Raw genomic sequence first — 23,942 nt, 5'->3', positions numbered from 1 at the left:
TTATTTTAGCAAAATTTATGCAAGTATTATAGCGTGTAAGCATAGTTGCTTAAGTTGCCTTATATCCATTGCCTGAGGTCGGTGGTTTTACGGCAACGGAGGATAAAAACCATTATTTGGCAATCGCTTTATTGGCAATCGCTTTAAATAGACTGATTTGGCTCTTATCCGTCACCGTCAACATCAGTTCGCCTTTGCTATCTTGGGTCAGTTTAAATTGCCCTTGTAGTGTGGATGGCGCAGCGGCATCAAATGCCATGCGCGATTCTGGCAGACACATCATGCGCGTGGAAACGATATTTTTTATCAATACATTGTCATGGGTCAGGCTATAATTGCCCCACATGCGATTACAGGTATTGTCAAAGCTGACACGACCTTTATCAAAGCTGACCAATAGCGGCTTGGCTTGGTTAAATAATTCAGGTTTAGTGGGTTTACCCGACAAATCAGTCACCGAGACCAATTGCCAGCGATAATTTTGCAACGTGGCATCGGCTAACGGTAAGGTGACCGCTTGGGTCGGGTTCACGATCCCTAACTTACTATCCGCTATGGTTTGACAGCCTGTCATTGCCAGCGTTCCTGCTATCAAGCAACTTAGCGCTAGTGAGTAGATTTTGGCACATCTTTTCATCATGATTTCCTTTTGTTTAAAATTATTGTGTAAAAAATTATTGCAACCATTATATAAAATACCCTTAAAACTTTATTGCTCAGCATGACGATTATTGTTATTCGATTGTATTACTAGATTTGATGGACGCTTCATTTGCTTGAATGGGTTTTTGCAAAAACTCTAAAAATACATCATCGCGTTTGGGGTCGCCATTGTTGCCGTCTCTTGGAAATGCCATCTTCTCCCCTGTCAGTAGATAACCGCGGCGCTGATAATAACTTAACAGCTCTGGTCGATGACTTAAAATCGACATGGACAAATGGGTTAAAGGTAAATGGGTTACGTTTTTGGCGTGGGCGTGTCTGATAGCAAACGTTTCTACCGCAGACAACATCGTATCGCCAATGCCTTTACCTTGCACAGCAGGATGAACCGCAAAAGTACCAATATACGCCGCTGGCTGATGGTTAATGGGTGAGAAATCCACAGAAATACACCCGAGCAAATCATCGCTATCGTGCGGATTTTCAAACACGAACAGATAAACGTTCGGGTTGTCTATCAGGGCTGTCATTTCCTCGGGCGTGGTACGAATCCCACCAATTAAAGCCGCTTCATTGGTCCAGCCTTCATCTGAGCGGTAACAACGATTGAGCAAAGTGACCAAAGTTTCGACGTCTTGTTGCGTGGCAACGCGTAATTGCACGGCGTTTTTATCGATATCGCTATCAGGGTTTTTCATGTTTTTTCTCTTTTTATACTCACATTCGCTAAACATAGGATGCGTTAAACATTTTGCCAAGTCAGCTGACCGATTTTGCCACCCAATGCACCCACCCAAATTAGCCAACACACCTAACTTAGCAAGCACTACTTTATTGTCTATTACTTTGGCATTCAAGCCATGTTTGACGTCATTGTTGTTGCCGTCATACTTTTAACCTATTTATATAAGACAATAAAGCATGGTTATAATAAAGCACTGCTGCAATCGAATCTGTAATGGAGATGGTTTATCAATCATCCATTTGTTAAAATAAACCTTTTACAAGTAATACTAGCATGCCAAAACTGCCTTCACCCTATACCCCTGCGATTCAATCGGCGATGTATAAACAACAACCTACTGATTTTATTGTCCATGAAAAACTTGACATTGAAGGCAGCCATACAGGCGAGCATCTTTGGCTTCATATTCAAAAAACCCGTATGAATACCAATTTTGTGGCAAAGGTGTTGTCACAATGGGCAGGCATCCCACTCAAGGATGTGGGATACTCAGGGCTCAAAGATCGTCATGCGCTGACGACACAATGGTTTAGTCTTCGTTTGCCAAAAAAAATTGCCCCTGAACAAAACTTTGGGCAATTTGTGCAGACCAAATTAGCTGGCGATGAAACCCTAGAAATACTGGCACAGCATTGGCATCACAAAAAACTGGGTCGCGGTACTCATGAGGCCAATCAGTTTATCATCACCCTACGCAATGTGGTGGGTGAGAAAGCCGCCATCGAGCAACAACTTGCGACCATCAAAACCCAAGGCGTTCCCAATTATTTTGGCGAGCAGCGCTTTGGGCAAGATGCCAATAATATTGATGTCGCTATTGAACTATTTACCCATCATACAATTAGGGGTAAAAAAATTCATCGCAAATTTGACCAAGATAAAATCAGTCTGTATCTGTCGGCAGCGCGTAGTGAATTATTCAATGCCATCTTGGCAAAACGTATCGCATTGGGCATTTGGAACCAACCGCTTGATGGCGATGTGATGAATTTGGCGGGTTCAAACAGTATCTTTGTGGCACAGCATATAGATGAAACCATGCTATCAAGGCTACAAAGTGGCGATATCCATTTGACTGCACCGATGTGGGGCGCAGGTGAGTTAAAAAGCAGTGGTAAGGTTAACGCATTAGAATTATCAGTCATCACTGACAATCCCATTTATCAGCAGCTAAGTCAAGGTTTGATTGAGTTTGGTTTAAAGCAGCAGCGCCGCCCCCTGCGTATGCTGCCCAGTAACTTGCAATGGGTTTGGCAAGACGGTCAGACATTGGTGTTAGATTTTGAATTACCGGCAGGCAGTTTTGCGACGACGATGATTGATACGCTTGTTGCAAGCTCGGTACTCACCACTGAGTTATGAAGGCTGATTGCTTTGCGTCATCAATAAATAACATTGACCTTTGACCACGCAGTTGCGACCATTGGCTTTGGCTTGCTGCATTGCCAAATCGGAGAATTTGATAATTCGCTCAAGGGCAGGTGGCAGTGCAGGCATGGTCGGTAAACTATGCATATACTCGCGCATATATTCGATAAAACCGCGATTATCAATCGCACGCTCGCTATCTCTCCCATGATTTTGATAAAGGCTGGCAATACCTAAGCTTGCGGTAAATTGAATTTCTGTATCAAAGATGCCATATCTCACCACTTGCTTTTCAAAAGCCTGGCGCAGCTGCTCTGCCATATCGTAGGCTTGCTCAATCCCGGTATTTGGCAAGATGACACAAAACTCTTCCCCGCCCATACGTCCAAATATTGTCCCTATGGGCAAGAAGTTTTTTAAGGTATTCGCGGTACAAATCAATGTCGCATCACCGGCGTCATGACCATATTCGTCATTGATATGTTTAAATTTGTCCAAATCAATATAAATCACACTAAGCGTGTTCCAATCGCTTTTACATTGCCATAAATAACTCAAAAAACTATAAATCGTACGCCGATTGGCAATATTAGTGAGTGCATCGGCTTCTAGCAAATCATAAATTTTGCGGCGCTGAAAACTCATGACTTTCATGCCCTGCAAAATACAATACAGTGTGACCGTTGCCTTGGCAGTTACCAAAAAGCTAAAAGATAATCCCCAAAGCCAATGACTACGCGCTGCTAAGCTTGGATACAACCTAGGCAACAATTGCCACCAGTTCATGCTATTACTCATATTAAAAATAAATAATGCAACAATACAACTGACAAACGACACCCAGACGAGTCGCCATCTTAATAGCACCATGCCAAGACCGGTGGCACTAATCAGCATTACGCCTTCAAGCGCACTGTTGTTACCAATCCAAACGATAAAAAGATTTTCATAAATCAAATAGATGATTACAAAAAATATTTGGTACTCCCGCCAAAGTCTTGACTGTTCAGGAATGCGGGTGATGACCCATAGCGAATACCCGCAAAACAACATCATCGCCAGTCCCAAATAGGTAACATTGATCATCAAGCTGCGATTAAAGATTTGGTTGAACTTGTGCGCAAAAGGAAAGATATCTATAGGCAATGTGATGACAAGAACTGTCGCATACCAAATCAAATGAAAAAATGTCTCAACCAACGCCAATATAATAAACAACATGAATTTATTGGTATCGTTGACTCTTGGCGAATTGATATATAGCGAAGGTTTAAAGCTAAAAAATTTTAGCGTTTGCTGCAATTGTTCTTTAAAGCTTGGCAAGGCGGTTTGGGTCATAGGATTATTGCAAAATCAATAAGTCTATTAAAAGAGTGCATCACGCATTAAACAAATCAAGCCGGTTATGTCAGTCATTGATTAGTTTTAGTCGTTTGCATTTAACTTACCTTAAAGATTATATAAGGTATTGTTGCTTCATTCTAATACTTTATTAATGACAAATGGTTAAATGTTTAATTTTTTTTAATTATTCTTGACTTATCTATTTTATCGAAATTTCCTCGACAAAATAAAAAAGGTAAGCATAAGCTTACCTTTTTCAACATTTTACAGAGTTTTAACTTTATTGGTTTTTTCAACAATATTCTTTAATAGTAATGTTCTTGATTACACTCAAGCGTCCAATACACGGCGCGCTGTCACGAATTTATTTGCCCAATAGCCAGAATCTAAACTTGTAATAGAAATACTTTTGCCGGTTGATGGTGAATGAATAAAACGACCTTCACCGATGTACATGCCCACATGAGAGATACGACCACCACCTTGAGAGAAAAACACCATATCGCCTGGTTTTAACTCGCTACGGTTAATACGTTCACCCACTTGCGCCATACTGCCTGAAGTACGTGGCAGATTGATGTTGGCGGTTTGTTTATAAACATATTGCATAAAGCCGCTACAATCAAAACCACTGGCTGGGCTGGTGCCACCCCAACGGTAAGGTAAGCCGATAAAGTTTTTGGCTTTTGCAATGAGGCTATCTACTTTTGAGCCACCTTCTGGATTTTGAGAAACGCTTGAGTTAAAGCTACCGAAATATTCTGTGATACCATTGTCGGCATTGGCAGCGGTTGGCGCTAGGCTGAACAAGACACAAGGTAGAGCGGTTAATAAAGTTTTTTGAAGAAAGTTCATAGGGCTTTAATCCGTTCAGAACTTTTATCCGTATATGGGCTATATCAAAATTGATTGCTAGAAGCTAAAAAGTTGATATACGGATAAAAATTACATAACTATTGTACTGGTTACATTCTGTAAAACAACGCCATCATACCAATAAAGTTTTTCGAATGTAGATATCTTTTATCCAGAAAATGTTAAAAAATATTACAATGTAAGCTAATTTGCTTACAGAAAGCCTATAGAAAGCATACAGCAATAATTCGGTAAGAAAATCGTTGATTTAACACAACATTGGGTTAAATCAACGCCTATTACTCTGTATTTATTTTGGTGTAATGTAAAAAAAGCAGGGTCAATATGTAACAGACCCTGCTTCATTGTTGAGTAAAAAATGATAAAAATCGTTAAATTGCTGTCTTTTTACCCCATCATTCGCACTAATCTCTCGCCCCAAAAATGGCGGTGCCAACACGAACGATGGTGGCACCCGCGGCAATGGCTTGCTCAATGTCGCCGCTCATGCCCATTGACAAAGTATCCCACTGCTCAGGATGCGCATGATAGCGCTTGTTTTGCTCAAATAATTGCTGGGTTTTGACAAAGGCAGACGCGGAATTTTTGGCGGGGATAATCATCAGTCCGCGTAATTGCAAGTTGGGTAGTTGACTAATCTCTGTCACCAATTCGGGTAACTGGTCCGGCTGGCAGCCTGATTTACTGGCTTCATCGTCAATATTGACTTCGATACAGATATTGAGTGGTGGGTGGTGTTCAGCCCTTTGCTCATTGAGACGCTGGGCAATAATTAAGCGATCGACCCCATGCACCCAATCAAAATGCGCTGCCAACTCTTTGGTCTTGTTACGCTGGATATGACCGATATAATGCCACACCAATGGCTGCTCGTTGGCAGTAACGTCTTTGAGTGCGGCGATTTTTGTCACCGCTTCTTGCACATAGTTTTCACCAAAATCTTGCTGACCTTGCTGCGCTAAGGTGCGAATCATCCAGTTGGGTTTGGTTTTGGATACCGCAAGCAGTTTGACAGTTGGATTGAGTCTTGCAACGTCAGTTTTCACCTGTTGCCAACGCGCTATCAAGGCTTGGTTTTCAGCATCTGTTGCGCTTGTCGCCACTGGCTGTTGTTCATCGAATGTTTGCATGGTTAACTTTTCCTGTTGAACTTTTCTTGTTGATAGGGGACTGGCTTGATGGCTACCGGGTTAAGGTAACGTTTTTTTTGCACTTGTGTGCCCAATTTTCCAATTGAGTTTAACATAAGTTAAAATCAACAAAAAACTATGACCCCTAGTCAGTTTTTTCTGTTTTTTTTGTGGGCGGATGATTATAGTATAACTATCTTTTTTTCCCGCGGCTTTTTTCTATTGCTGCTTTTGTATTTTCATTACCCACCTGTAGGATTCGCTATCATGGCAAAGGAATTATCGATTGACGATTTATTGCGTTTTGCATTCAAAAATAAAGCCTCTGACTTACACATTTCAGCAGGCTTACCGCCGATGATTCGGGTAGATGGTGAAATCACCAAAATCAACATGCCGCCGCTTGATCACCAAAAAGTGCATAGTTTGATTTATGACATCATGAATGACAAACAACGTGCCGATTATGAAGAGTTTTTTGAAACCGACTTTTCGTTTGAAATTCCCAATGTGGCGCGTTTTCGTGTCAATGCCTTTAACCAAAACCGGGGCGCAGGTGCGGTATTTCGTACCATCCCGTCTGAGGTCTTGACGATGGAGCAGCTTGGAATGGGACCGATTTTTGAGAAAATCTCTAATTACAAACGCGGCGTGGTACTGGTCACCGGTCCAACGGGTTCGGGTAAGTCAACCACCCTTGCGGCGATGATTAACTATATCAATGAAAACCGTAAAGAACATATCTTAACCATCGAAGACCCGATTGAATTTGTGCATCAATCAAAAAAATCCCTCATCAACCAACGGGAAGTGCACCGTGATACTTTAAGCTTTGACGCCGCGCTGCGCTCTGCCCTACGTGAAGACCCCGATGTTATTCTTGTCGGTGAGATGCGTGACCTTGAGACCATCCGCTTGGCATTGACCGCTGCTGAAACAGGGCACTTGGTATTTGGGACATTGCATACCTCATCTGCTGCCAAAACCATTGACCGTGTGGTCGACGTGTTTCCCGCCGCTGAAAAAGACATGATTCGTGCGATGTTATCTGAATCGCTGCAAGCGGTTATCTCGCAATCACTACTCAAACGCCAAACGGGTGGTCGTGTCGCCGCACATGAAATCATGATTGGTACGCCTGCGATTCGTAACTTGATTCGTGAAAACAAAGTTGCCCAAATGTATTCTGCCATCCAAACCAGTGCAGGCGATGGCATGACCACACTCGATCAAAGCCTTCGCGAGCTGGTCAATAAGGGCGTGATTAGCAAAGAATCAGCACGCCAATATGCCAAACAACCGGAAAGCTTTATGTAATCACTGTTTTATAGAAACTATCTTATAGAAACAATGTTTATCAAAACACAGTTTGTAAAAATTTATAGAACAATTTATAGAACAATGCGAGAGACGCGTTATGGATCTTGATAAATTACTGCAGCTAATGATACAAAAAAACGGCTCCGACCTTTTTATCACCGCCGATGCGCCACCATCAATGAAAGTCAATGGTACTATCATGCCAGTCACCAAGTCAGCGCTGACCCCAGAGCAATCGATGACGCTGGTCAAAAGCGTGATGACGCCTGCTCAAAGCAAAGAGTTTGACGACACCCTAGAATGCCAGTTTGCCATTGTTGACAAAAACCAAACCGCACGCTTTCGTGTTTCTGCCTTTGTCCAAAAAGACTGTGCGGGCATGGTGCTACGTAAAATTGAAACCAAAATCCCAACGGTAGAGCAACTCAATCTACCACCGATTTTGAATGAAATTGCCATGAAAAAACGCGGCATCGTGCTACTAGTCGGCGCGACAGGTACAGGTAAATCTACCACACTGGCAGCTATGATGGGGTATCGCAACGAAAATTCGCGCGGTCATATCATTACTATCGAAGACCCGATTGAATACCTGCATGAACATAAAGGCTGTATCATCACCCAACGCGAAGTTGGCATTGATACCAAGTCATTTGAAGCAGGATTAAAAAACGCCCTACGTCAAGCACCTGATGTGATTTTGATTGGCGAGATTCGTACCCGCGAAACCATGGATTATGCCATTCAATATGCTGAAACAGGACACTTGGTGTTTGCCACCCTACACGCCACCAATGCCAACCAAGCGATTGAGCGTATTATTCACTTCTTTGATGCCGAACATCACGAGCAGATTTTGATGGATTTATCATTGAACCTTCGAGCCATTGTGGCGCAGCAATTGATTGCCACCCCTGATGGTAAAGGTCGCCGCGCTGCGATTGAAATTTTGCTCAATTCGCAACTGATTGGTGATTACATCCGTAAAGGGGAAATCCACGAAATTAAGCCCGTGATGAAACGCTCTCGCGAACTTGGCATGCAAACCTTTGACCAAGCGCTGTTTGATTTGTATGAAAATGGCGAAATCACTTACCGCGATGCCATCAAACACGCTGACTCACCCAATGACTTACGCCTACTCATTAAGCTGGAGAGTAAATCGGCCAATAAAATTGATGAAAATGAACTAAATTTCTCCCTGCAATCTGATGATAATAGCCCCGCAAATGAGAACACAATGTTCTAACAACAGGCTATTGTCCAATAATCATAGTAACTATGTAACACAAAAAAGGCTCATATTGAGCCTTTTTTATCTAATCTACACTTTTTCCCAAAATCACCACATCAGCAATAAATCCGTTCATATCGCAAACTTGCTTAAACTTGCCCCATGGCTCAAATCCTAGCTTCTCAAACATCACAAGGCTCGGTGTATTATGCGCAAAAATTAGCGCAACCACTTGCTGCACGCCACAACTTGGCGCAACTTCGATTAAATAATTCACCAACGCCTTGCCCACGCCTTGCCCTTTGGCTTCATCTGCCACATAGATACTGATTTCAGTACTGATATGATAGGCAGGGCGCGCGTATAAATCAGATAAACTGCCCCAACCGACAATTTCACCTAAGCTAGTTTCGGAGCTAGTTTGGGCAACCACCAACGGACGATTACCCGTATGAGCGTCAAACCACGCTTGCCTATCAGCCACGCTCACAGGCTGTAAATCAGCTGTGGCTTGCTTACCTGCGATACTTTGGTTATAAATTTCAACGATGCGCGGTAAATCATCAATCGCAGCTAGGCGAATACTAAGGTTGTGATGCGCTGCAGACATAGCGACTCCAAAATTGAACTAAAAAATGCGGCTAAAATTTGCCGAAAAATCTTATTAGCGCGTATGTTAACAACATTTTTACTTTATAATAAGCGATTTCATAAAATTGATAGTTTGCGATGCTCATGAACGTAATTGACTTATCTGACTGGCTAAAAAATCCAACCCTATTACCTGATTCGGTACTGACGATTGGTAATTTTGATGGGGTACATTTGGGTCACCAAGCGATGCTAGATAAAGCCAAGTCTTTGGCAAAATCTCAGCAACTTGCCAGCATGGTGATGATTTTTGAACCACAGCCGCGTGAGTTTTTTAGCCCGCAAACCGCCCCTGCAAGGCTCACCAATTTGGCAGAAAAAACCCAATTGATTGCTGAACATCGTATCGATAGCTTGATTGTGGCAAATTTTGATAATGACTTTCGGAATTTATCGGCACACGATTTTGCCAAAATGTTGGTCGAATTAAACGTGAAGCATTTGGTATTGGGCGATGATTTTCGCTTTGGGCATGACCGCACTGGCGATAGTGAGTTTTTGCGTGCGTTTGGCTTGCCTGTACAAATTTTGCATACCGTGACCGACCATGCGCATCAAGATGAGCGTGTCAGCTCAACCCGCATTCGAGACTGTTTGCAACAAGGGGACTTGGCAACCGCAAAGCATCTGCTAGGGCGAGATTATGCGATTACTGGCATGGTGGAACATGGCGATAAAATCGGTCGCACACTTGATTTTCCCACCGCTAATATCGCCCTAAACCGTATCAAGCCTGCCCTGCATGGGATTTTTGCGGTATCGGTGACTGCTACCGATGGCACAGATTTATCAACACTGGGGAAAAATACTCAAACTGGCGTACAAGGACTCACCAAAGGCAGTTTGTTTGGCGCTTGCAATGTGGGTACTCGTCCTGCGCTAAAAAATAAGTATGGGGTAGAATGGCGACTGGAAGTTAATTTTCCAAAGTTTGATGGGGATTTGTACGGACGAGAACTCACCGTGACATTTTTGCATTTTTTACATGGGGAAAAAAATTATGCTGGGCTTGACGCATTAAAACAAGGCATTGCCCAAGACGTGGTGGATTTACTTGACTGGCGTAAGCAGCAAGCTTTTGCGAAATCACGCCCTTAGCGATTTTGGCGTGTCAGCCTTCACCCTGCTACTCCTAAGCAACATACTAGGCTTACCCAAGCTAGTCCAATTCTCTGAGTCGGCAGGCTCAAAAATAACTTGCCTACACTTCTTTATACCCTGCGTTGCCATTTGGCATTGACTGTAAATTGTTTAACCCTTGTACGCTGGTGGAAAATTGTATCTTTCCTCAACTATATTTAGCGTTTATAGCTATTTTGGTGAGTGAGATTTTTTTATGACAAACTCACCTAAATCAAGCAGGAGATAAGCCAAACCACGCTTTGTCAATCCGCCAATTTTAACATATAATACCCTGTTATCAATTTTTTACCTTTTGCACTTTTTATAGAATATCGAGAGTTACATGACCGACAACACTGACAATCAGTCAATCGACTATAAAGACACCCTAAACCTTGCCGATACCGTATTTCCCATGCGTGGCGACCTTGCCAAACGCGAACCTAAATGGCTAGAACAATGGTTTGCCGACGATGTGTATGCCCAAATTCGTCGCGCTCGCCAAGGTCGTGAAAAGTATGTATTGCATGATGGCCCTCCTTATGCCAACGGTCAGATTCACTTAGGTCACGTGGTAAATAAAGTGCTCAAAGACATGATTGTCAAATACAAGACGCTTGACGGTTATGATACGCCTTATGTACCGGGTTGGGATTGTCATGGATTGCCGATTGAGCAAAAAGTAGAAGGCATTATCGGTAAAGTGGGTCAACCCCATAAAGACAAAAGCAAAAACGGTGCCATCGTGACGTCAACCGAGTTTCGCGGCGCTTGCCGTGACTATGCCAAAAGCCAAATTGACCTGCAAATGGTCGACTTTAAACGCTTGGGCGTACTGGGTGACTGGGAAAATCCTTATCTGACCATGAACTTTAAGCAAGAAGCTGATACCGTCCGTGCATTGGCAGAAATCTACAAAAACGGGCATATCACTCGCGGTATGAAGCCGGTGAATTGGTGCTTGGATTGTGGTTCGGCGCTCGCAGAAGCGGAAGTAGAATATGAAGATAAAAAATCCGATGCAATTTATGTCGGTTTTGATATCGTCAACCGTGAAACATTAGCGGCGACTAAAGCGGTTGATGGCGCTTTGCAGGTGGTGATTTGGACCACCACGCCTTGGACGCTGCCTGCCAATCAAGCGATTAGCGCAAGCTCTGAGCTAGAGTACTCCGTGGTAAAAGTAACGTTTAACAAACAAGCCTTTGCTATTCCTACCACCTTAGACACGCCTAATTATTTACTTCGCCGTTTAACCAAAGACGATAAAACCGCTTTACAGGCAAGTGCATCTGACCCTTTGATTTGGGAAATGTTGCCGGAAAAACGCCACGAACCGGCCGTATTTGAGCCGTATTTCAAAAAAGCCCTTGAGCAAAAAGCCTTTGCGATTGTCGATAAAAAAACCAATAACATTATTGGCACAACCCGTTTTTATGATGATAATGCTGAAGAAAATTCGATTGCAATTGGCTACACCTTTTTGACCCGTGAGTATTGGGGGTCAGGGGCAAATGCTGAAATTAAATCGGTTATGCTAAGTCATGCCCAATCGCAGCGAGAAACGATTTGGTTTCATGTTACCCCCGATAATCAGCGTTCTGCCAAAGCGTTAGAAAAAATTGGCGCAACTTATCACAAAACTGCTGACAATGGTTTAGGCGAGCGCTTGTTTTATCAAATGGCAGGCGAAAAACCACAGGCGAAAATCAGCCATTTAATTGTCGCTTACAATTTAGTTCCGCATTTAATGAGTGTGTTTAACGCCAAAGAATATAGCGTTGTTGCTACCGTGAAAGGCGATGCGTTAACTGTACTTAAAGCCCAGCATCCACTGATTACCGAGCGTCAAGTGCCGATTATCACAGGCGACCACGTGACGGCAGATAGCGGTACGGGTTTGGTACACACTGCGCCTGCGCACGGTGTCGATGACTATGTGGTCGGGCAAAAATTTCACTTGCCCACCGAAAACCCAGTCGCAGGTAACGGCGTGTATTTGCCTGAAGCCAAAGTTTTTGTCGGCGAGCATATTTATAAAGCGCAACCAAAAATCATCGAAACGCTCAAAGCCAGTGGCCATTTGCTCAAGCATGACGTGATTACTCACAGCTATCCGCATTGCTGGCGACACAAAACGCCGATTATTTTCCGTTCAACGCCACAATGGTTTATCAACATGGAAAGCCAAGGTCTGCGTGAGCAAGCGTTGACCGATATTCCAAAGGTGGTATGGACGCCAAGTTGGGGACAAAATCGCATCGAATCGATGATGCATGGTCGCCCAGATTGGTGTATCAGCCGCCAACGTACTTGGGGCGTGCCGATTGCCTTTTTTATCCATAAAGACACGGGCGATTTGCACCCAAATACGGCTGAGCTGATGGAAAAAGTCGCGCAAGTGATTGAGCAAGGTGGTGTGGAAGCGTGGTTTGATGCCGCGGCTGAAGATTTTATCGGGGACGATGCTAAAGCGTATCAAAAATCGACCGATACGCTAGATGTATGGTTTGACTCAGGGTCGACCAATTTTGCCGTGCTCGCCAATCGTCCTGACTTGGCCAATCCTGCGGATTTATACCTTGAAGGCTCTGACCAACATCGGGGCTGGTTCCAGTCGTCACTTTTGGTGAGTGAAGCGATTTATGGTCGTCCACCATATAAGCAAGTGTTGACGCACGGGTTTACCGTAGATGCCAAAGGCTATAAATTATCAAAATCCAAAGGCAATACCAAAGGCTTTGAGCCGCAAGAACTTGCCAATAAATATGGTATTGATATCGTGCGTCTATGGGTCGGTTCAAGCGACTACCGTTACGAGATGGCAGTATCGACTGAAGGCTTTGCGCGCACTACCGATATGTATCGCCGTATTCGTAACACCATTCGCTTTTTACTGGCGAATACAGACGACTTTGACCCAGCCACCGACATGGTGGATGCTAGCAATTTGGTCAGCCTTGACAAGTACATTTTAAAACGCGCTGAGGCGGTACAAGCTGACATTCGTCAATCTTATACCAACATGGATTTTCACCAAGTATGTCAAGCGGTGGTGGGTTTTTGTTCACAAGATTTGGGCGGTTTTTATTTAGACATCATCAAAGACCGTCAATACACCACCAAAGCCAATGGTGAAGCGCGCCGCTCAGCACAAACTGCAATTTATCATATTGCCCATGCGTTACTGCGCTGGATTGCACCGATTTTGTCGTTTACCGCACAAGAAGCCTGGGAAATCTTAAAAGGTCCCCATACAAGCAATGGCAATGGCTACATCTTTACCGAAGAATGGTATGAATTCCCGCCATTGGTATTGGATGACGTGAGCGAATCAGATTGGCAAGCGATTTTGAATGTCAAAGAAACCGTCAACAAAGCCTATGAAATTGCGCGCACCGATAAAGTGATTAACGCCAATTTATCGGCTAATGTCACCGTGTATGCATCAGATACTACCATGGCTTCACTCAATCGATTAGGCGATGAACTCAAATTTGTGTTGATTTCAAGCCAAGCCAATGTAACGGCATTAACCAACCAACCAAGCGATGTGACCTATAACGATGAAGCCACTGATTTAAATAACCAAGTTGCGGTAGTGGTCAAGCCTGCCACGGGCGAAAAATGTATCCGCTGTTGGCACATCCGCGAGGATATCGGCATCAATCCTGCCCACCCAGAAATCTGTGGTCGCTGCGTGGAGAATGTCGAAGGTCAAGGCGAGGTACGTCATTATGCCTAACACCCAGGCAACGACTGCTGCCACTCATTCATCCACTACCCTACCCATCAACGGCAACAAAGCCATGATGTGGTATGGTATCGCGGTTTTGGCAATAATTATCGACCAAATCACCAAGTTGTACTTTGAGCACAACTACCAGCTGTACCAAACCACGGCGATTATTGAGCCGATTTTTAACTTTACTCTTGCCCACAACCATGGCGCGGCGTTTAGTTTTTTGGCAGATAAAGGCGGCTGGCAAAAATGGCTGTTTAGCGGACTGGCACTGGCTGTTTCCTTTGGTATCATGGCGTATCTACGCAAAATACCCCAACAAGCCAAATTATTGGCTTTGGGCTTGGCATTGGTGATGGCGGGTGCTTTGGGCAATTTGATTGATCGGGTACGTTTGGGCTATGTGATTGACTTCTTGCATGTCCACTATGGCAATGCGTGGCATTTCCCGATTTTTAATATAGCTGATGTGGCGATTAATATTGGCGTTGTGTTGATTTTAATCGATGCGTTTTTATTAGAATCCAAACGTAAAACCCTTTAATTTTTAGATGGATAAACAACCGCATGAATCATGACATTATTACGCCAAACGAACAAACCCGCATCACTCAAGACTCAACTGTTGATTTGCATTTTGAGGTCAGCTTAGAAAATGGCACCGTCATCGACTCAACCTTTGAGCGTGGCGAACCTGTTCGCTTGGTGGTGGGTGATGGTAGTCTGCTTGAAGGGTTTGAGAAGGTACTTATCAACTTGACAGCCGGTGACACGCGCACCGCATCGCTGTCGCCTGACGAAGCGTTTGGTCAATGGAACCCTGATAACGTACAGACTTTTAGTCATGCGCAGTTTGCCGTGACGGGCAATCTGCCTGAAGTGGGCACCATGATGGAATTTGAAGACAAAGGCAAAACCACGCTCGTGGGTGTGGTCAGTGACGTCACTGAAGATGCCGTCAAAGTGGATTTTAATCATCCATTGGCCGGTCAAAATATACTGTTTAAAGTGCAGATTTTTAGAGTGACCCCCAAAGACAGTAAAGGTATCACACTCAGCTGACATTAAACTGAATGGAAACTTTTAATAAAAACCCTTGAAAATAAAAAACCGCTGAGAATTAATCAGCGGTTTTTTTATTGTCTATCAATTAACCGTTTGGGTGTCATCGTCTGCCGCATCACCTTGTTTAGCGTCTGATTGTTCTGCCAGTCTTGCACGTTGCTCAAACCGTTCGCCCGTCGCTTTAATACCCCATACCAACTCCACAAAAGCGCGGTTATTGATGAGCGGCTCATCTTCAATAATCAAGAAATAGCCCGTTTTGTTGATCCATAAAAACACAATACTGGTATTGGGCATCAACATATCAATACTGGTAAAAAATGACACCCCATAGCCATGCACCGCCCAACCGCGTTGCTGTTGGCGTTCTAAAAAGCCATAAAAATCGGCGGCGGCTACCGACAGCGTCTCTGCTTGTTGCTGGGTAAAGCCCATTTTTGCTAGACAGAAGCCTTCATCTGACGCAATTACGACGCGGCGACTACCCGATAGACTCGCTGCTACATATTTTAAAAAATTATCCAGCTGCACGTGCGGAGCGATCACCCGCTTTTCAATGGTCTCAATCCAACCTTCTTCGATAAACATATCTAGCCAAGTGTCACTATAACGCTCACCCCATGCCCGCGCCGTCATACTTTCTTCAGGGGCGAGCACCGCTTGCAAGGCTAGTTGCTGCTCTGAGGGATTAGCGCTTGAAAAACCATGCAATACCCCGGCAGGCGTTAAAATTATATAAGTGTCGTTTTGTTCTGGCATGGTGCTTTCCTTAAATTTTGATAGACGGCAAAGGTCATGTTGTCAATCACTGTGATAGGCTTGGTAAATTCAAAAGCTAATTCATTCGGCTATAATTAAGCGGCTTGCTTGGCAAAATATTCTTTGGTTTCAAGCCATTTGTCATTAAAATCCCATTTGTTTTTTGACATTTCCCACCAAACCATACTAAATGCCAATCGGTCATGACAAACAACACAATGGTTAAAGAACTCTTCCTCGATTTCGGCAATTTGCTCAGCTTGGTCTTCTGGATCGTCTTCTTCTTCCATGATATCTAATAGCGAAGCAATCGTCATTTGTGCCACTACTTTTGAGTCATCAGTGGACACACGTAGTTGGTGTTGATAAGTGTTCATTGAAGGCGATACCAATACGCTCCAGCGGGTGGCAAGATGGCTTACTTTAAACACATACTCACCATGATTGATGCATTGGTCAAACCCTTGTAGCAGTGTTGGCGTTAGTTTTTCTCTCACTTGGTTGAGCATACGGTCACCAAAATAGGGCACGTCAAACCAACAACCATAAAACATATCGGCTAACGCACCTTGCAACGGCTCTTTTTCATCAAGCTCCATCGCTGCCATGATGCGGCTGGTATGGATATCCATGTTCATCGGTTGGTCAATCACTTGTCGACTATAGAGACGAAAATTAAGCCAATGTTTTTGAAATTTTCTACGATTACGATTCGACAATGAATACATGCTGATTCCTCAAAAAATTAGCCTAATTATATAAAAAGTTATGTGACAAGGGTGAGGTATTAGTGACTGACGCTGTGAAAAATCCACGCATTTATCCCCTACTATACTATTAAACCCGATTGCAATCAAAACGCTTCAGCATAAAAAAAGCGCAACTTCATCTAAACATGAATTGCGCTATTGGGCAAGATGACAAGCTTGACCGATTAATCCAATAAGGTATCCATTAAATCAATCATAAACTCGCCGTCTTCTTGGGTCATCGGCTCAAAACCATCGCTCATCCCCAGTTCTTGTAATACTTGTTCGCCCTCTGCGGTGTCTTTTAAGCTTAATAAGGCATCGATAAATGGCTCACTGTCGGCAAAACTCTCTTTAACCAGCAACACATGGCTGATATCGCTCAAATCACTTTCAACCAATACCTGCATTTGCGATAAGGTCAAGCGTGACAAGCTATGATAGACATCTGATAAAAAGAATGCCGCATCGGCTTCGCCTTTAATCAAATTACGCGCAGCGGCTTGGTAAGTCTCGGTAACTTTCCAAGTAATGTCAGCTTCTAACAAATCCACGGCTTCTAGCAAACGAAGCCCAATCAATTTGACATCACGGTTATCTGCCATGGCAATGGTGCAGCCTACTTTTAAATCATCAAGTGCTACAATGCCGCTATCGGCTTTTGCGGCAATCACCATTTCATCAGATTTATCCAGTGGACGCGCCACGGCGCGATAACCCTGCTCCCGAATCATTGTCGCTGCGTCAAAGGGATTGGCATAGATAATATCCACGTTTTGCACTTGCATTAAGTCGTTTTGCTCATGCGCAGACGCGGGTGTCAGCAAGTGAATGTGAATGCCTGATTGTTTTTGTAGCAGTGTATTGAGCATATGCCACCCGGCAAAACGCTCAGGCGCGAAGTCAGGCGCAATGAGTAAATTAATTGTCATTAGGCTTGCTCCTCTAGCATTTTGCGATACAGTGCTTCAGCTTGTGCGATTTTGCTGCGTGATGGTTTGCGTCGTACTGACGTATAGCCAACCGTTTCGCCATGGCGGATATTGGGCACAGCTGTCGCATACACCCAGTAGTAGCTACCATCTTTGCACAAGTTTTTGACATAGCCATGCCATTTTTTGCCCGCCTCGACTGTTTGCCACAGGTCTTTAAAGGCGGCTTTTGGCATTTGTGGATGTCGCAAAATATGATGCGGCGCACCAATTAATTCATCACGGCTATAGCCACTGATATCCACGAAGGCGTCATTGGCGTGGGTGATAATGCCATCTAAATCCACGCGTGAGACGATAAGTTTGCCATCGGGATAAGGCAATTCGTTTTCGGTGGTATAAACGATACGACTTGAGCCATCTGAGTAAGTCAGACGATGCGCTGTAGCATCGCCAGCAGGTTGGTCCATATCGGGTAATTGTACAGATTTCATTACCTCTCCTTATAAATTTTTGATGGATAAATTTTTGATTGAGTCACGGTTGCTAATACCGGTGAAAGGCTGACAAAGTTAAACTATTTGTAAGTTTTAGATAAGTTTTGATAAGGCTTCAGCCGCACGCTTCATATCCAAGAACACCAGACCCAATTTGGCATTTGGTTTGGTCAAAATGGTCAATACCGCTTCTGTACCCGATGCCGACATAATCACATAGCCTTTTTCGCCTTGTACCATGACGCGCTCGATACTGCCACGCGCGAGTTCTCGACCTGCACGGTCACCGAGTGATAGTAGCGCCGCTGACATCGCACCGACACGGTCTTCATCAATGCCCGCTGGCAATGCTGACGCAATCATCAAACCATCGGTCGAAATCAACGCCGAGGCTTCTACATCCGCTGAAGAGCTGTTTAGGTCGTTTAAGATTTGTTGAAACATATCGGTACGCATATCAAGAACCTTTTTAGTAAACAAAATTAGGGGTTAGTGGGCAAATTTAGTGGGCAAAATAAAAATAAACTTGCACCCATGCAATCCGTATTAAAATCATTCTTAATTATGGCTGGCATCGTGCAAAAATAATAGGGCAAAAATAGAAGGGAAATGTTGTTAAGTGAGGGGCTGATTAAGCGGTGCTCATCGGTGGTTTATGGAGGTTAACGGTTCAACCCCCGTATCCAATCTATAATCGCAACTGAGTGTCACATAACGTTTTGCTGGGTAGTATGATAACATAATTTAATAAAATTTTTACATTTTATTACAATGCTATTTGACTGAAAAAATTTAGTGAGCGTCTGTGATATTCACATAATAAAAAAAAGCCAAGACAATAAGCGCTTGGCTTTAATAATTAACTAAAAGAAAACCGTAACTATTAAGGCTATTTAGGGTGAAGCACTTGCCCATGCAAGCGCGCCAATCCATCCACCATGCGCTGCTGCAAGATAGCGGTAATTTCGTTTCGGGTTTTACCCGCAGGGTCAATGGCTGCTAACGGCAACACATACGCTTTGGCAGGGCGGTTATCAAGGACACGTTTGACGCTATCTATCAAGCCAATATCGCCATAATACGGAATGTTTTGGTCAAGTTCGCCATCTTGGTTGACATAGCAAATCACAATCGGTTGAATAAGCACTTGGCTGTCCATCGCAGACTGCAACAAGTTGCCATAAATACGTTTAATCGCTGTGCCATCTGTGGTGGTCGCTTCTGGGAAGAAAACCACGGGTGAGCCTTGCGATAAAAACTCACTCATCTGCTCACTGATTTTGCTGGTATCGCCCGAACCGCGCTGGATAAATAAAGTGTGGGCAGTGGTCGCCATCCAGCCAATCACCGGCCAATTCGCGATTTCGGCTTTGGACAAAAAGAAGGTCGGTACAATACTACCCACCACAGGGATATCCAGCCAAGAGATATGGTTGCTCGCCCACAACGCGTGATGTGTCGGTATTGGCTCAAGTGCAGTCACCTCAATGCCTAACGCTTTGAGCGATTTTTTACAGAATTTTTGAATCAGTTGGATGATTTGCTGATTATCGGGATTTGGTGTGTGGCTAATCTGCCACGCATAGCCAACCCCTGTTTGAATCGCAGCCATTAAGCTCACAACGCGCTTGCTGCGTTGCCACTGGGTCGCCAAATTCTTTTTACTGTAGGTAGCAGGTTGTCGCAGTTGTTTTGCCGTTTCGCTTAGTAGGTTGTTAATCGTCAGCACAGATGGGGCGAGGTTAGAGTCAGATTTTTGCATAAGGTAAGTATGTGAGTGAAAAATTGTGGATGTAGTATAGCAAATTATTGGGCACACGGCTTATTAGGTCTGTTTGAGTTTTAGCAATAACCCAATAGCAATCCGTAAGTATCAATCACTCAATAACAGTAACCAAACCCGGTTTATCTTGGTTAAGATTATCACCTTTGCCTTTATCAATAAACAAGTTAGTGCAAATAGTGCTGATAGCGCGGTTTGACTTGTTCAAACGGCAACCAAACAAACACATCGGCACAATCAAACTCAGGATCATAACAAGCCGCTGCGCCAAGACTACAGCCCATTTTGACATACATTTTTAACAGCGCTGGCAAAGCGAAATTTTGCGGATTCGCCAAGTCCACATCAGCCACTTGCGCCAAGTCGATAGCGGATAATTTGTCTTCTGGCAATTTACGGGTCACTTTGACATCTAGCTTGGTGCTATCAAGCTGATGATCTAACCAGTTTTGCACATTGCCCTCTTCCATCGGAACTGAGGCACAGCCCATAAACGCATTGACATTGTAAGCTTTGGCGACTGCCGCGATAGATTCCCACAAATGATTAATCGTGGTAATACCTCGGTAATCTGGGTGAACACAGGTGCGACCGATTTCTAGCACATTATAGGGGTAATCATCGAGCAAGCGACCTAATCTAAACTCATGCTCGCTATAAAATTGCCCAGCTTTTATCGCGCCGTTTTTATCCAATAATCGGGTGGTTGCCACCGCAAGTGGTTGCCCAAAGCTATCTTTTTTGGTTTCGTCATACACCACCACATGGGTGCAATAATTATCAAAATCGTCCCGATCTAGCGGCTGCTCCGAGCTTGGATGAAATCCCGCAAAACTTACAGAAAACGCTTGGGTAAAGGTCAAAGTACGTAGGCGCTGGGCATTGAGTAAATGCTGCTGGGTTTGTAGCGAAAACTTATCCTCACTCACGTTAATAATCACTGACTTAAATAACGGGCGATGACGCGCACTTGGGCGGCTAAGCGTTGGCTTCACCAGCGGGGCTAGGGTCTCTACCACTGCCATATCAGCAAAATTATGTTCCAGCAACTGCGCAATCAACTGGGTATTAAAAAGACTATCAACAGGATAAGTGGCGATATCTTCGTATAATTTGGCGCCGTTATTTTGTTCTACAAAATTAGTTTGTTCTACAAAATCAGTCATCTTACTGTTACCTATGGTGATTTTTGCTATGGCATTGGCCAGCTGCTGAGCGAAAAATGCCTTAGCTTGTCATTGACTCATTGTCAAAGCTACAAAGCCCCCATCATCTAATTGGATGGTTAGTCAGTCTGGATGAATTCAGTATGCGTGACACCAGTGTCGTTTCAATGACGTTTTCATGGCAAAACCATGACCAAACCTCCGCCTTTACCCCCGTTTTAAGTTACTAATTGTAAATTTGACTAAAAGTTCTGCAAAAAAACCTTATATTGATAGACATAATCCATCTATCGTGTCTAGCGCTTTTCTAACGCGGCTATCGACTATTTAAGCGAATGTTTAACCTAATAGACTTAGATAATACATTTAGATATAGACACATTTTTACACTCACAACGAAAGGATAAATCATTGGAGTATTTTGAGCGTTATGAAGGTGGTGAAAAAGCCATCTTAGTCCATTTAAACATTACCCATCTCAATGACCCAGACGATTTGGAAGAATTTGAATTGCTGGTGGATTCGGCTGGGGCGCAAAAACAAGCCTTGGTCATAGGTACGCGGTCTAAGCCTGACGCCAAATACTTTGTGGGTACGGGTAAAGCTGAAGAAATCGGGGAACTTGTCAAGCAATATGAGGCAGATATTGTCATTTTTAACCATAGTTTGACCCCATCGCAGGAGCGTAATATTGAGCGCTTGGTACAGTGCCGTGTGCTTGATAGAACGGGTCTTATCTTGGATATTTTTGCCCAGCGTGCGCGAACCTATGAAGGTAAACTGCAAGTTGAACTTGCCCAGCTCAATCACTTAGCGACTCGCTTAGTACGCGGCTGGACGCACTTGGAACGCCAAAAAGGCGGTATTGGTCTGCGCGGTCCAGGCGAAACCCAGCTTGAAACCGATAGACGCTTGTTACAGGTGCGTGTCGGGCAGCTCAAAGCCAAGCTAGATAAGGTTAAACAAACCCGCGCGCAAGGTCGTGCCAAACGCCAAAAATCATCGGTGCCGACAATTTCATTGGTCGGTTATACCAATGCGGGTAAATCCACCTTATTTAATACTCTGACCCATGAAAACATCTATGCCGCCAATCAGCTATTTGCGACGCTTGATCCGACGCTACGGAGTGTGTCATTGTCGGGCGTGGGTAAGGTGGTACTTGTCGACACGGTCGGTTTTGTTCGTCATTTGCCGCATGAGCTAGTGGAAGCCTTCCATGCCACGCTAGAAGAAACCTTAGAGGCAGATTTGTTGCTGCATGTTATTGATAGTCACCGTGAAGACATGCATGAGCAAATCGCCGCGGTACAATCCGTGTTAGCGGAAATTGATAATCAAGTGCCTGTGCTAAATGTGTTTAATAAAATTGATCTCACAGGTGAGCCGCCGCACATCGGTTATAGTGATAAAGCCAAGCCCAATCGGGTGTATGTCTCTGCCCATGAGCAATTAGGTATCGAGCAACTCACCCTTGCCGTGCAGCAGTTATTGGTAGGTCAATTACAGCGGTTTGAATTAACCTTACCCGCCAATTTTGGACAATTGCAACACGAACTGCATAAGTTAGAAGTGATTGAAGACCTCAGCTACGATGAAACAGGTCAAACTAAACTGACTGCCATGATGTCGGTGGACAAGCTTAAGCAGTTGTTGGGTGAATTTGGTATCGCACCTGAGGAAGTGTTGTCGCAAGAACAAGCCAAACTGCTTGCGCCAGTGCTTGAGCCATTTGAACAATTGCTACAGCAGCAACCATTGGATACTGCCGACGAGACATAACTTGTTAGCCATTTAACAATATAACAATAGTAGACCTGTATCAAAATTTAAGTTGGTGCAGGTTTTTTTTGGCTGAATAAATGACCATACCACGCGATAAACTGCGCTTATTGACCATAAGTTGGTTAAATCTTAAAAATATATTCGTCAATTTGTCATTCTTTTGTCATGTCGCCCGTTGCGCTATCAGATTTTTTTCAGTTATTTTGGGGGTTATTTCATTTTATTTTTTATCAATATCAAACATTTAGGTTATTTTCCCCAATTTATGTGGATAACCATGTGGATAACTTCTGACTTGACAACAATAAACCGCATATCGCTATAGGTTATCTCTAAATTGGTCATTTTTTAACCAATTATTTTATTTATATAAATCATAGAGTTATAGTTTTTTGCAAAGTGCAAGCAAAAAATTTTACTTTTTTTTTAAGATTTAAGGCTTGAAAATTTGATAGTTTTTATGGCTAAAAATTTTGAGCCCTTGTTTTTCTAATCCTTCGTATCCAACCCAAAAGGTCTACAAGTTTTTTGGCAATTTATTCCCTTATTTCCCCTTATCTGATTTTTTGTAAACTTTAACCAGTTTTTGACAGATTTATGGTATATTTCCTGCCAATTCTTTTATAATACTGTTATCAAATGTCATTGAAACATAACGAATTTTATCTTTTTATGTCGGTTTAAAGCATTACGCTAACTTCAAATTTTATAGTCATGTGCTTTACAGTCACGTATTGTCAAAAATTTAACATAGGTATATTTATGGTATTGTTTGCAAAGAAACCTCGCCTACCTTATTGGCTAGCGGCTTCTCTATTGTCATTGGGCAGTTTGGCAAATATGCATGCAGCGAACGCTGGCAATATGTATGTGTTTAAAGATAGCAACGGTCAGGTACTGTTGACCAATGTAGTCAGCAACAACCGCCCTGCAGGAAATAATTTCCAAAACTTTACTAAAAAAGTCAAAGTGACTTATTACGCGGATACCAATGTGCATAGTTATAGCAAT

General features: G+C 43.5%; 21 protein-coding genes and 1 pseudogene. 9 read left to right on the top strand and 13 right to left on the bottom strand.

Annotated features, from left to right (window positions below):
• Nucleotides 1-112: 112 nt before the first annotated feature.
• Both RTR63_RS06630 and RTR63_RS06625 read right to left on the bottom strand, forming a co-directional pair.
• Complete coding sequence (locus RTR63_RS06630; RefSeq protein ID WP_099834325.1) at nt 113-637, bottom strand: META domain-containing protein; 525 nt, start codon at nt 635-637, stop codon at nt 113-115.
• A 97-nt stretch (nt 638-734) separates the two neighbouring features.
• Nucleotides 735-1,361 carry a GNAT family N-acetyltransferase gene (locus RTR63_RS06625; RefSeq protein ID WP_312523363.1) on the bottom strand — a complete coding sequence of 209 codons (627 nt, stop codon included), beginning with the start codon at nt 1,359-1,361 and terminating at the stop codon, nt 735-737.
• A 320-nt stretch (nt 1,362-1,681) separates the two neighbouring features.
• Here RTR63_RS06625 and truD point away from each other — a divergent pair, with 320 nt between their 5' ends.
• Nucleotides 1,682-2,770: a tRNA pseudouridine(13) synthase TruD gene (gene truD / locus RTR63_RS06620; protein ID WP_312523362.1), complete on the top strand. Its 1,089-nt coding sequence runs from the start codon at nt 1,682-1,684 to the stop codon at nt 2,768-2,770.
• Here the strand turns inward: truD and RTR63_RS06615 are convergent.
• The 3 genes from RTR63_RS06615 to RTR63_RS06605 form a co-directional block, all read right to left on the bottom strand.
• Nucleotides 2,765-4,114 carry a GGDEF domain-containing protein gene (locus RTR63_RS06615; protein WP_312523361.1) on the bottom strand — a complete coding sequence of 450 codons (1,350 nt, stop codon included), beginning with the start codon at nt 4,112-4,114 and terminating at the stop codon, nt 2,765-2,767. The genes truD and RTR63_RS06615 overlap by 6 nt on opposite strands.
• Before the next feature lie 336 nt (nt 4,115-4,450).
• A complete protein-coding gene (locus tag RTR63_RS06610) occupies nt 4,451-4,975 on the bottom strand; it encodes a C40 family peptidase (protein ID WP_312523359.1) in 525 nt (174 codons plus the stop codon).
• A 425-nt stretch (nt 4,976-5,400) separates the two neighbouring features.
• Nucleotides 5,401-6,126: a YggS family pyridoxal phosphate-dependent enzyme gene (locus tag RTR63_RS06605; RefSeq protein ID WP_312523357.1), complete on the bottom strand. Its 726-nt coding sequence runs from the start codon at nt 6,124-6,126 to the stop codon at nt 5,401-5,403.
• Between the two features lie 267 nt (nt 6,127-6,393).
• On the opposite strand from RTR63_RS06605, the gene RTR63_RS06600 reads away from it, so the two are divergent.
• Nucleotides 6,394-7,443 (top strand): type IV pilus twitching motility protein PilT, encoded by a 1,050-nt coding sequence (locus tag RTR63_RS06600; protein ID WP_128680027.1) that lies wholly within the window; start codon nt 6,394-6,396, stop codon nt 7,441-7,443.
• 100 nt (nt 7,444-7,543) lie between these two features.
• Nucleotides 7,544-8,695, top strand: a complete 1,152-nt coding sequence (locus tag RTR63_RS06595; RefSeq protein WP_312523355.1) for a PilT/PilU family type 4a pilus ATPase — start codon at nt 7,544-7,546, stop codon at nt 8,693-8,695.
• 70 nt (nt 8,696-8,765) lie between these two features.
• Here the strand turns inward: RTR63_RS06595 and RTR63_RS06590 are convergent, their stop codons facing one another.
• Nucleotides 8,766-9,290, bottom strand: coding sequence for a GNAT family N-acetyltransferase (locus tag RTR63_RS06590; protein WP_312523353.1), 525 nt, complete (start codon nt 9,288-9,290; stop codon nt 8,766-8,768).
• A 125-nt stretch (nt 9,291-9,415) separates the two neighbouring features.
• Between RTR63_RS06590 and ribF the strand changes: the two genes are divergently transcribed.
• From ribF to fkpB, 4 genes are all read left to right on the top strand, one after another.
• A complete protein-coding gene (ribF, locus tag RTR63_RS06585; protein ID WP_312523351.1) occupies nt 9,416-10,429 on the top strand; it encodes a riboflavin biosynthesis protein RibF in 1,014 nt (337 codons plus the stop codon).
• Nucleotides 10,430-10,796: 367 nt separating this feature from the next.
• Nucleotides 10,797-14,198 (top strand): isoleucine--tRNA ligase, N-acetyltransferase domain-containing, encoded by a 3,402-nt coding sequence (gene ileS, locus RTR63_RS06580; protein WP_312523348.1) that lies wholly within the window; start codon nt 10,797-10,799, stop codon nt 14,196-14,198.
• The gene (lspA, locus tag RTR63_RS06575; protein ID WP_312523346.1) at nt 14,191-14,739 is read left to right on the top strand and encodes a signal peptidase II; all 549 of its coding nucleotides are present in this window, start codon (nt 14,191-14,193) and stop codon (nt 14,737-14,739) included. The genes ileS and lspA overlap by 8 nt, the downstream gene beginning before the upstream one ends.
• Nucleotides 14,740-14,762: 23 nt before the next feature.
• Entirely contained in the window at nt 14,763-15,257 is a 495-nt protein-coding gene (fkpB, locus tag RTR63_RS06570) for an FKBP-type peptidyl-prolyl cis-trans isomerase (protein WP_312523344.1), read from the top strand.
• A gap of 84 nt (nt 15,258-15,341) precedes the next feature.
• On the opposite strand, the gene RTR63_RS06565 is transcribed toward fkpB, so the two are convergent.
• The 7 genes from RTR63_RS06565 to RTR63_RS06535 all read right to left on the bottom strand — a co-directional run bounded on the left by RTR63_RS06565 (nt 15,342) and on the right by RTR63_RS06535 (nt 21,146).
• Nucleotides 15,342-16,019 carry a hypothetical protein gene (locus tag RTR63_RS06565; RefSeq protein ID WP_312523343.1) on the bottom strand — a complete coding sequence of 226 codons (678 nt, stop codon included), beginning with the start codon at nt 16,017-16,019 and terminating at the stop codon, nt 15,342-15,344.
• A gap of 95 nt (nt 16,020-16,114) precedes the next feature.
• Nucleotides 16,115-16,747 (bottom strand): hypothetical protein, encoded by a 633-nt coding sequence (locus RTR63_RS06560; RefSeq protein WP_138018598.1) that lies wholly within the window; start codon nt 16,745-16,747, stop codon nt 16,115-16,117.
• Between the two features lie 206 nt (nt 16,748-16,953).
• Complete coding sequence (locus tag RTR63_RS06555) at nt 16,954-17,700, bottom strand: phosphate/phosphite/phosphonate ABC transporter substrate-binding protein (protein ID WP_312523340.1); 747 nt, start codon at nt 17,698-17,700, stop codon at nt 16,954-16,956.
• Complete coding sequence (locus RTR63_RS06550; RefSeq protein ID WP_188874774.1) at nt 17,700-18,194, bottom strand: PAS domain-containing protein; 495 nt, start codon at nt 18,192-18,194, stop codon at nt 17,700-17,702. Before RTR63_RS06550 ends, RTR63_RS06555 begins: the two co-directional genes overlap by 1 nt.
• A gap of 96 nt (nt 18,195-18,290) precedes the next feature.
• Entirely contained in the window at nt 18,291-18,653 is a 363-nt protein-coding gene (locus tag RTR63_RS06545; RefSeq protein WP_007117205.1) for a roadblock/LC7 domain-containing protein, read from the bottom strand.
• A gap of 433 nt (nt 18,654-19,086) precedes the next feature.
• Nucleotides 19,087-19,959 carry a lysophospholipid acyltransferase family protein gene (locus tag RTR63_RS06540; protein ID WP_312523338.1) on the bottom strand — a complete coding sequence of 291 codons (873 nt, stop codon included), beginning with the start codon at nt 19,957-19,959 and terminating at the stop codon, nt 19,087-19,089.
• A 188-nt stretch (nt 19,960-20,147) separates the two neighbouring features.
• Nucleotides 20,148-21,146 carry a GNAT family N-acetyltransferase gene (locus tag RTR63_RS06535; protein ID WP_312523337.1) on the bottom strand — a complete coding sequence of 333 codons (999 nt, stop codon included), beginning with the start codon at nt 21,144-21,146 and terminating at the stop codon, nt 20,148-20,150.
• A gap of 411 nt (nt 21,147-21,557) precedes the next feature.
• On the opposite strand from RTR63_RS06535, the gene hflX reads away from it, so the two are divergent.
• Together hflX and RTR63_RS06525 are read left to right on the top strand one after the other, a co-directional pair.
• On the top strand, nt 21,558-22,928 hold the full coding sequence (gene hflX, locus RTR63_RS06530) for a ribosome rescue GTPase HflX (RefSeq protein WP_312523336.1): 1,371 nt from the start codon (nt 21,558-21,560) through the stop codon (nt 22,926-22,928).
• Between the two features lie 765 nt (nt 22,929-23,693).
• Nucleotides 23,694-23,942: pseudogene (locus RTR63_RS06525) on the top strand (lytic transglycosylase domain-containing protein); the annotation flags it as partial.

It is taken from the genome of Moraxella sp. CTOTU47724 (assembly GCF_032014955.1).
Taxonomy (GTDB): Bacteria; Pseudomonadota; Gammaproteobacteria; order Pseudomonadales; family Moraxellaceae; genus Faucicola; species Faucicola tetraodonis.
This window is presented reverse-complemented; position numbering and strand designations above follow the sequence as displayed.

What these genes read in the sequence shown, in the direction of transcription:
- RTR63_RS06630 (WP_099834325.1), bottom strand. Translation starts at nt 637, where the DNA reads ATGAAAAGATGTGCCAAAATCTACTCACTAGCGCTAAGTTGCTTGATA.
- RTR63_RS06625 (WP_312523363.1), bottom strand. Translation starts at nt 1,361, where the DNA reads ATGAAAAACCCTGATAGCGATATCGATAAAAACGCCGTGCAATTACGC.
- truD (WP_312523362.1), top strand. Translation starts at nt 1,682, where the DNA reads ATGCCAAAACTGCCTTCACCCTATACCCCTGCGATTCAATCGGCGATG.
- RTR63_RS06615 (WP_312523361.1), bottom strand. Translation starts at nt 4,114, where the DNA reads ATGACCCAAACCGCCTTGCCAAGCTTTAAAGAACAATTGCAGCAAACG.
- RTR63_RS06610 (WP_312523359.1), bottom strand. Translation starts at nt 4,975, where the DNA reads ATGAACTTTCTTCAAAAAACTTTATTAACCGCTCTACCTTGTGTCTTG.
- RTR63_RS06605 (WP_312523357.1), bottom strand. Translation starts at nt 6,126, where the DNA reads ATGCAAACATTCGATGAACAACAGCCAGTGGCGACAAGCGCAACAGAT.
- RTR63_RS06600 (WP_128680027.1), top strand. Translation starts at nt 6,394, where the DNA reads ATGGCAAAGGAATTATCGATTGACGATTTATTGCGTTTTGCATTCAAA.
- RTR63_RS06595 (WP_312523355.1), top strand. Translation starts at nt 7,544, where the DNA reads ATGGATCTTGATAAATTACTGCAGCTAATGATACAAAAAAACGGCTCC.
- RTR63_RS06590 (WP_312523353.1), bottom strand. Translation starts at nt 9,290, where the DNA reads ATGTCTGCAGCGCATCACAACCTTAGTATTCGCCTAGCTGCGATTGAT.
- ribF (WP_312523351.1), top strand. Translation starts at nt 9,416, where the DNA reads ATGAACGTAATTGACTTATCTGACTGGCTAAAAAATCCAACCCTATTA.
- ileS (WP_312523348.1), top strand. Translation starts at nt 10,797, where the DNA reads ATGACCGACAACACTGACAATCAGTCAATCGACTATAAAGACACCCTA.
- lspA (WP_312523346.1), top strand. Translation starts at nt 14,191, where the DNA reads ATGCCTAACACCCAGGCAACGACTGCTGCCACTCATTCATCCACTACC.
- fkpB (WP_312523344.1), top strand. Translation starts at nt 14,763, where the DNA reads ATGAATCATGACATTATTACGCCAAACGAACAAACCCGCATCACTCAA.
- RTR63_RS06565 (WP_312523343.1), bottom strand. Translation starts at nt 16,019, where the DNA reads ATGCCAGAACAAAACGACACTTATATAATTTTAACGCCTGCCGGGGTA.
- RTR63_RS06560 (WP_138018598.1), bottom strand. Translation starts at nt 16,747, where the DNA reads ATGTATTCATTGTCGAATCGTAATCGTAGAAAATTTCAAAAACATTGG.
- RTR63_RS06555 (WP_312523340.1), bottom strand. Translation starts at nt 17,700, where the DNA reads ATGACAATTAATTTACTCATTGCGCCTGACTTCGCGCCTGAGCGTTTT.
- RTR63_RS06550 (WP_188874774.1), bottom strand. Translation starts at nt 18,194, where the DNA reads ATGAAATCTGTACAATTACCCGATATGGACCAACCTGCTGGCGATGCT.
- RTR63_RS06545 (WP_007117205.1), bottom strand. Translation starts at nt 18,653, where the DNA reads ATGCGTACCGATATGTTTCAACAAATCTTAAACGACCTAAACAGCTCT.
- RTR63_RS06540 (WP_312523338.1), bottom strand. Translation starts at nt 19,959, where the DNA reads ATGCAAAAATCTGACTCTAACCTCGCCCCATCTGTGCTGACGATTAAC.
- RTR63_RS06535 (WP_312523337.1), bottom strand. Translation starts at nt 21,146, where the DNA reads ATGACTGATTTTGTAGAACAAACTAATTTTGTAGAACAAAATAACGGC.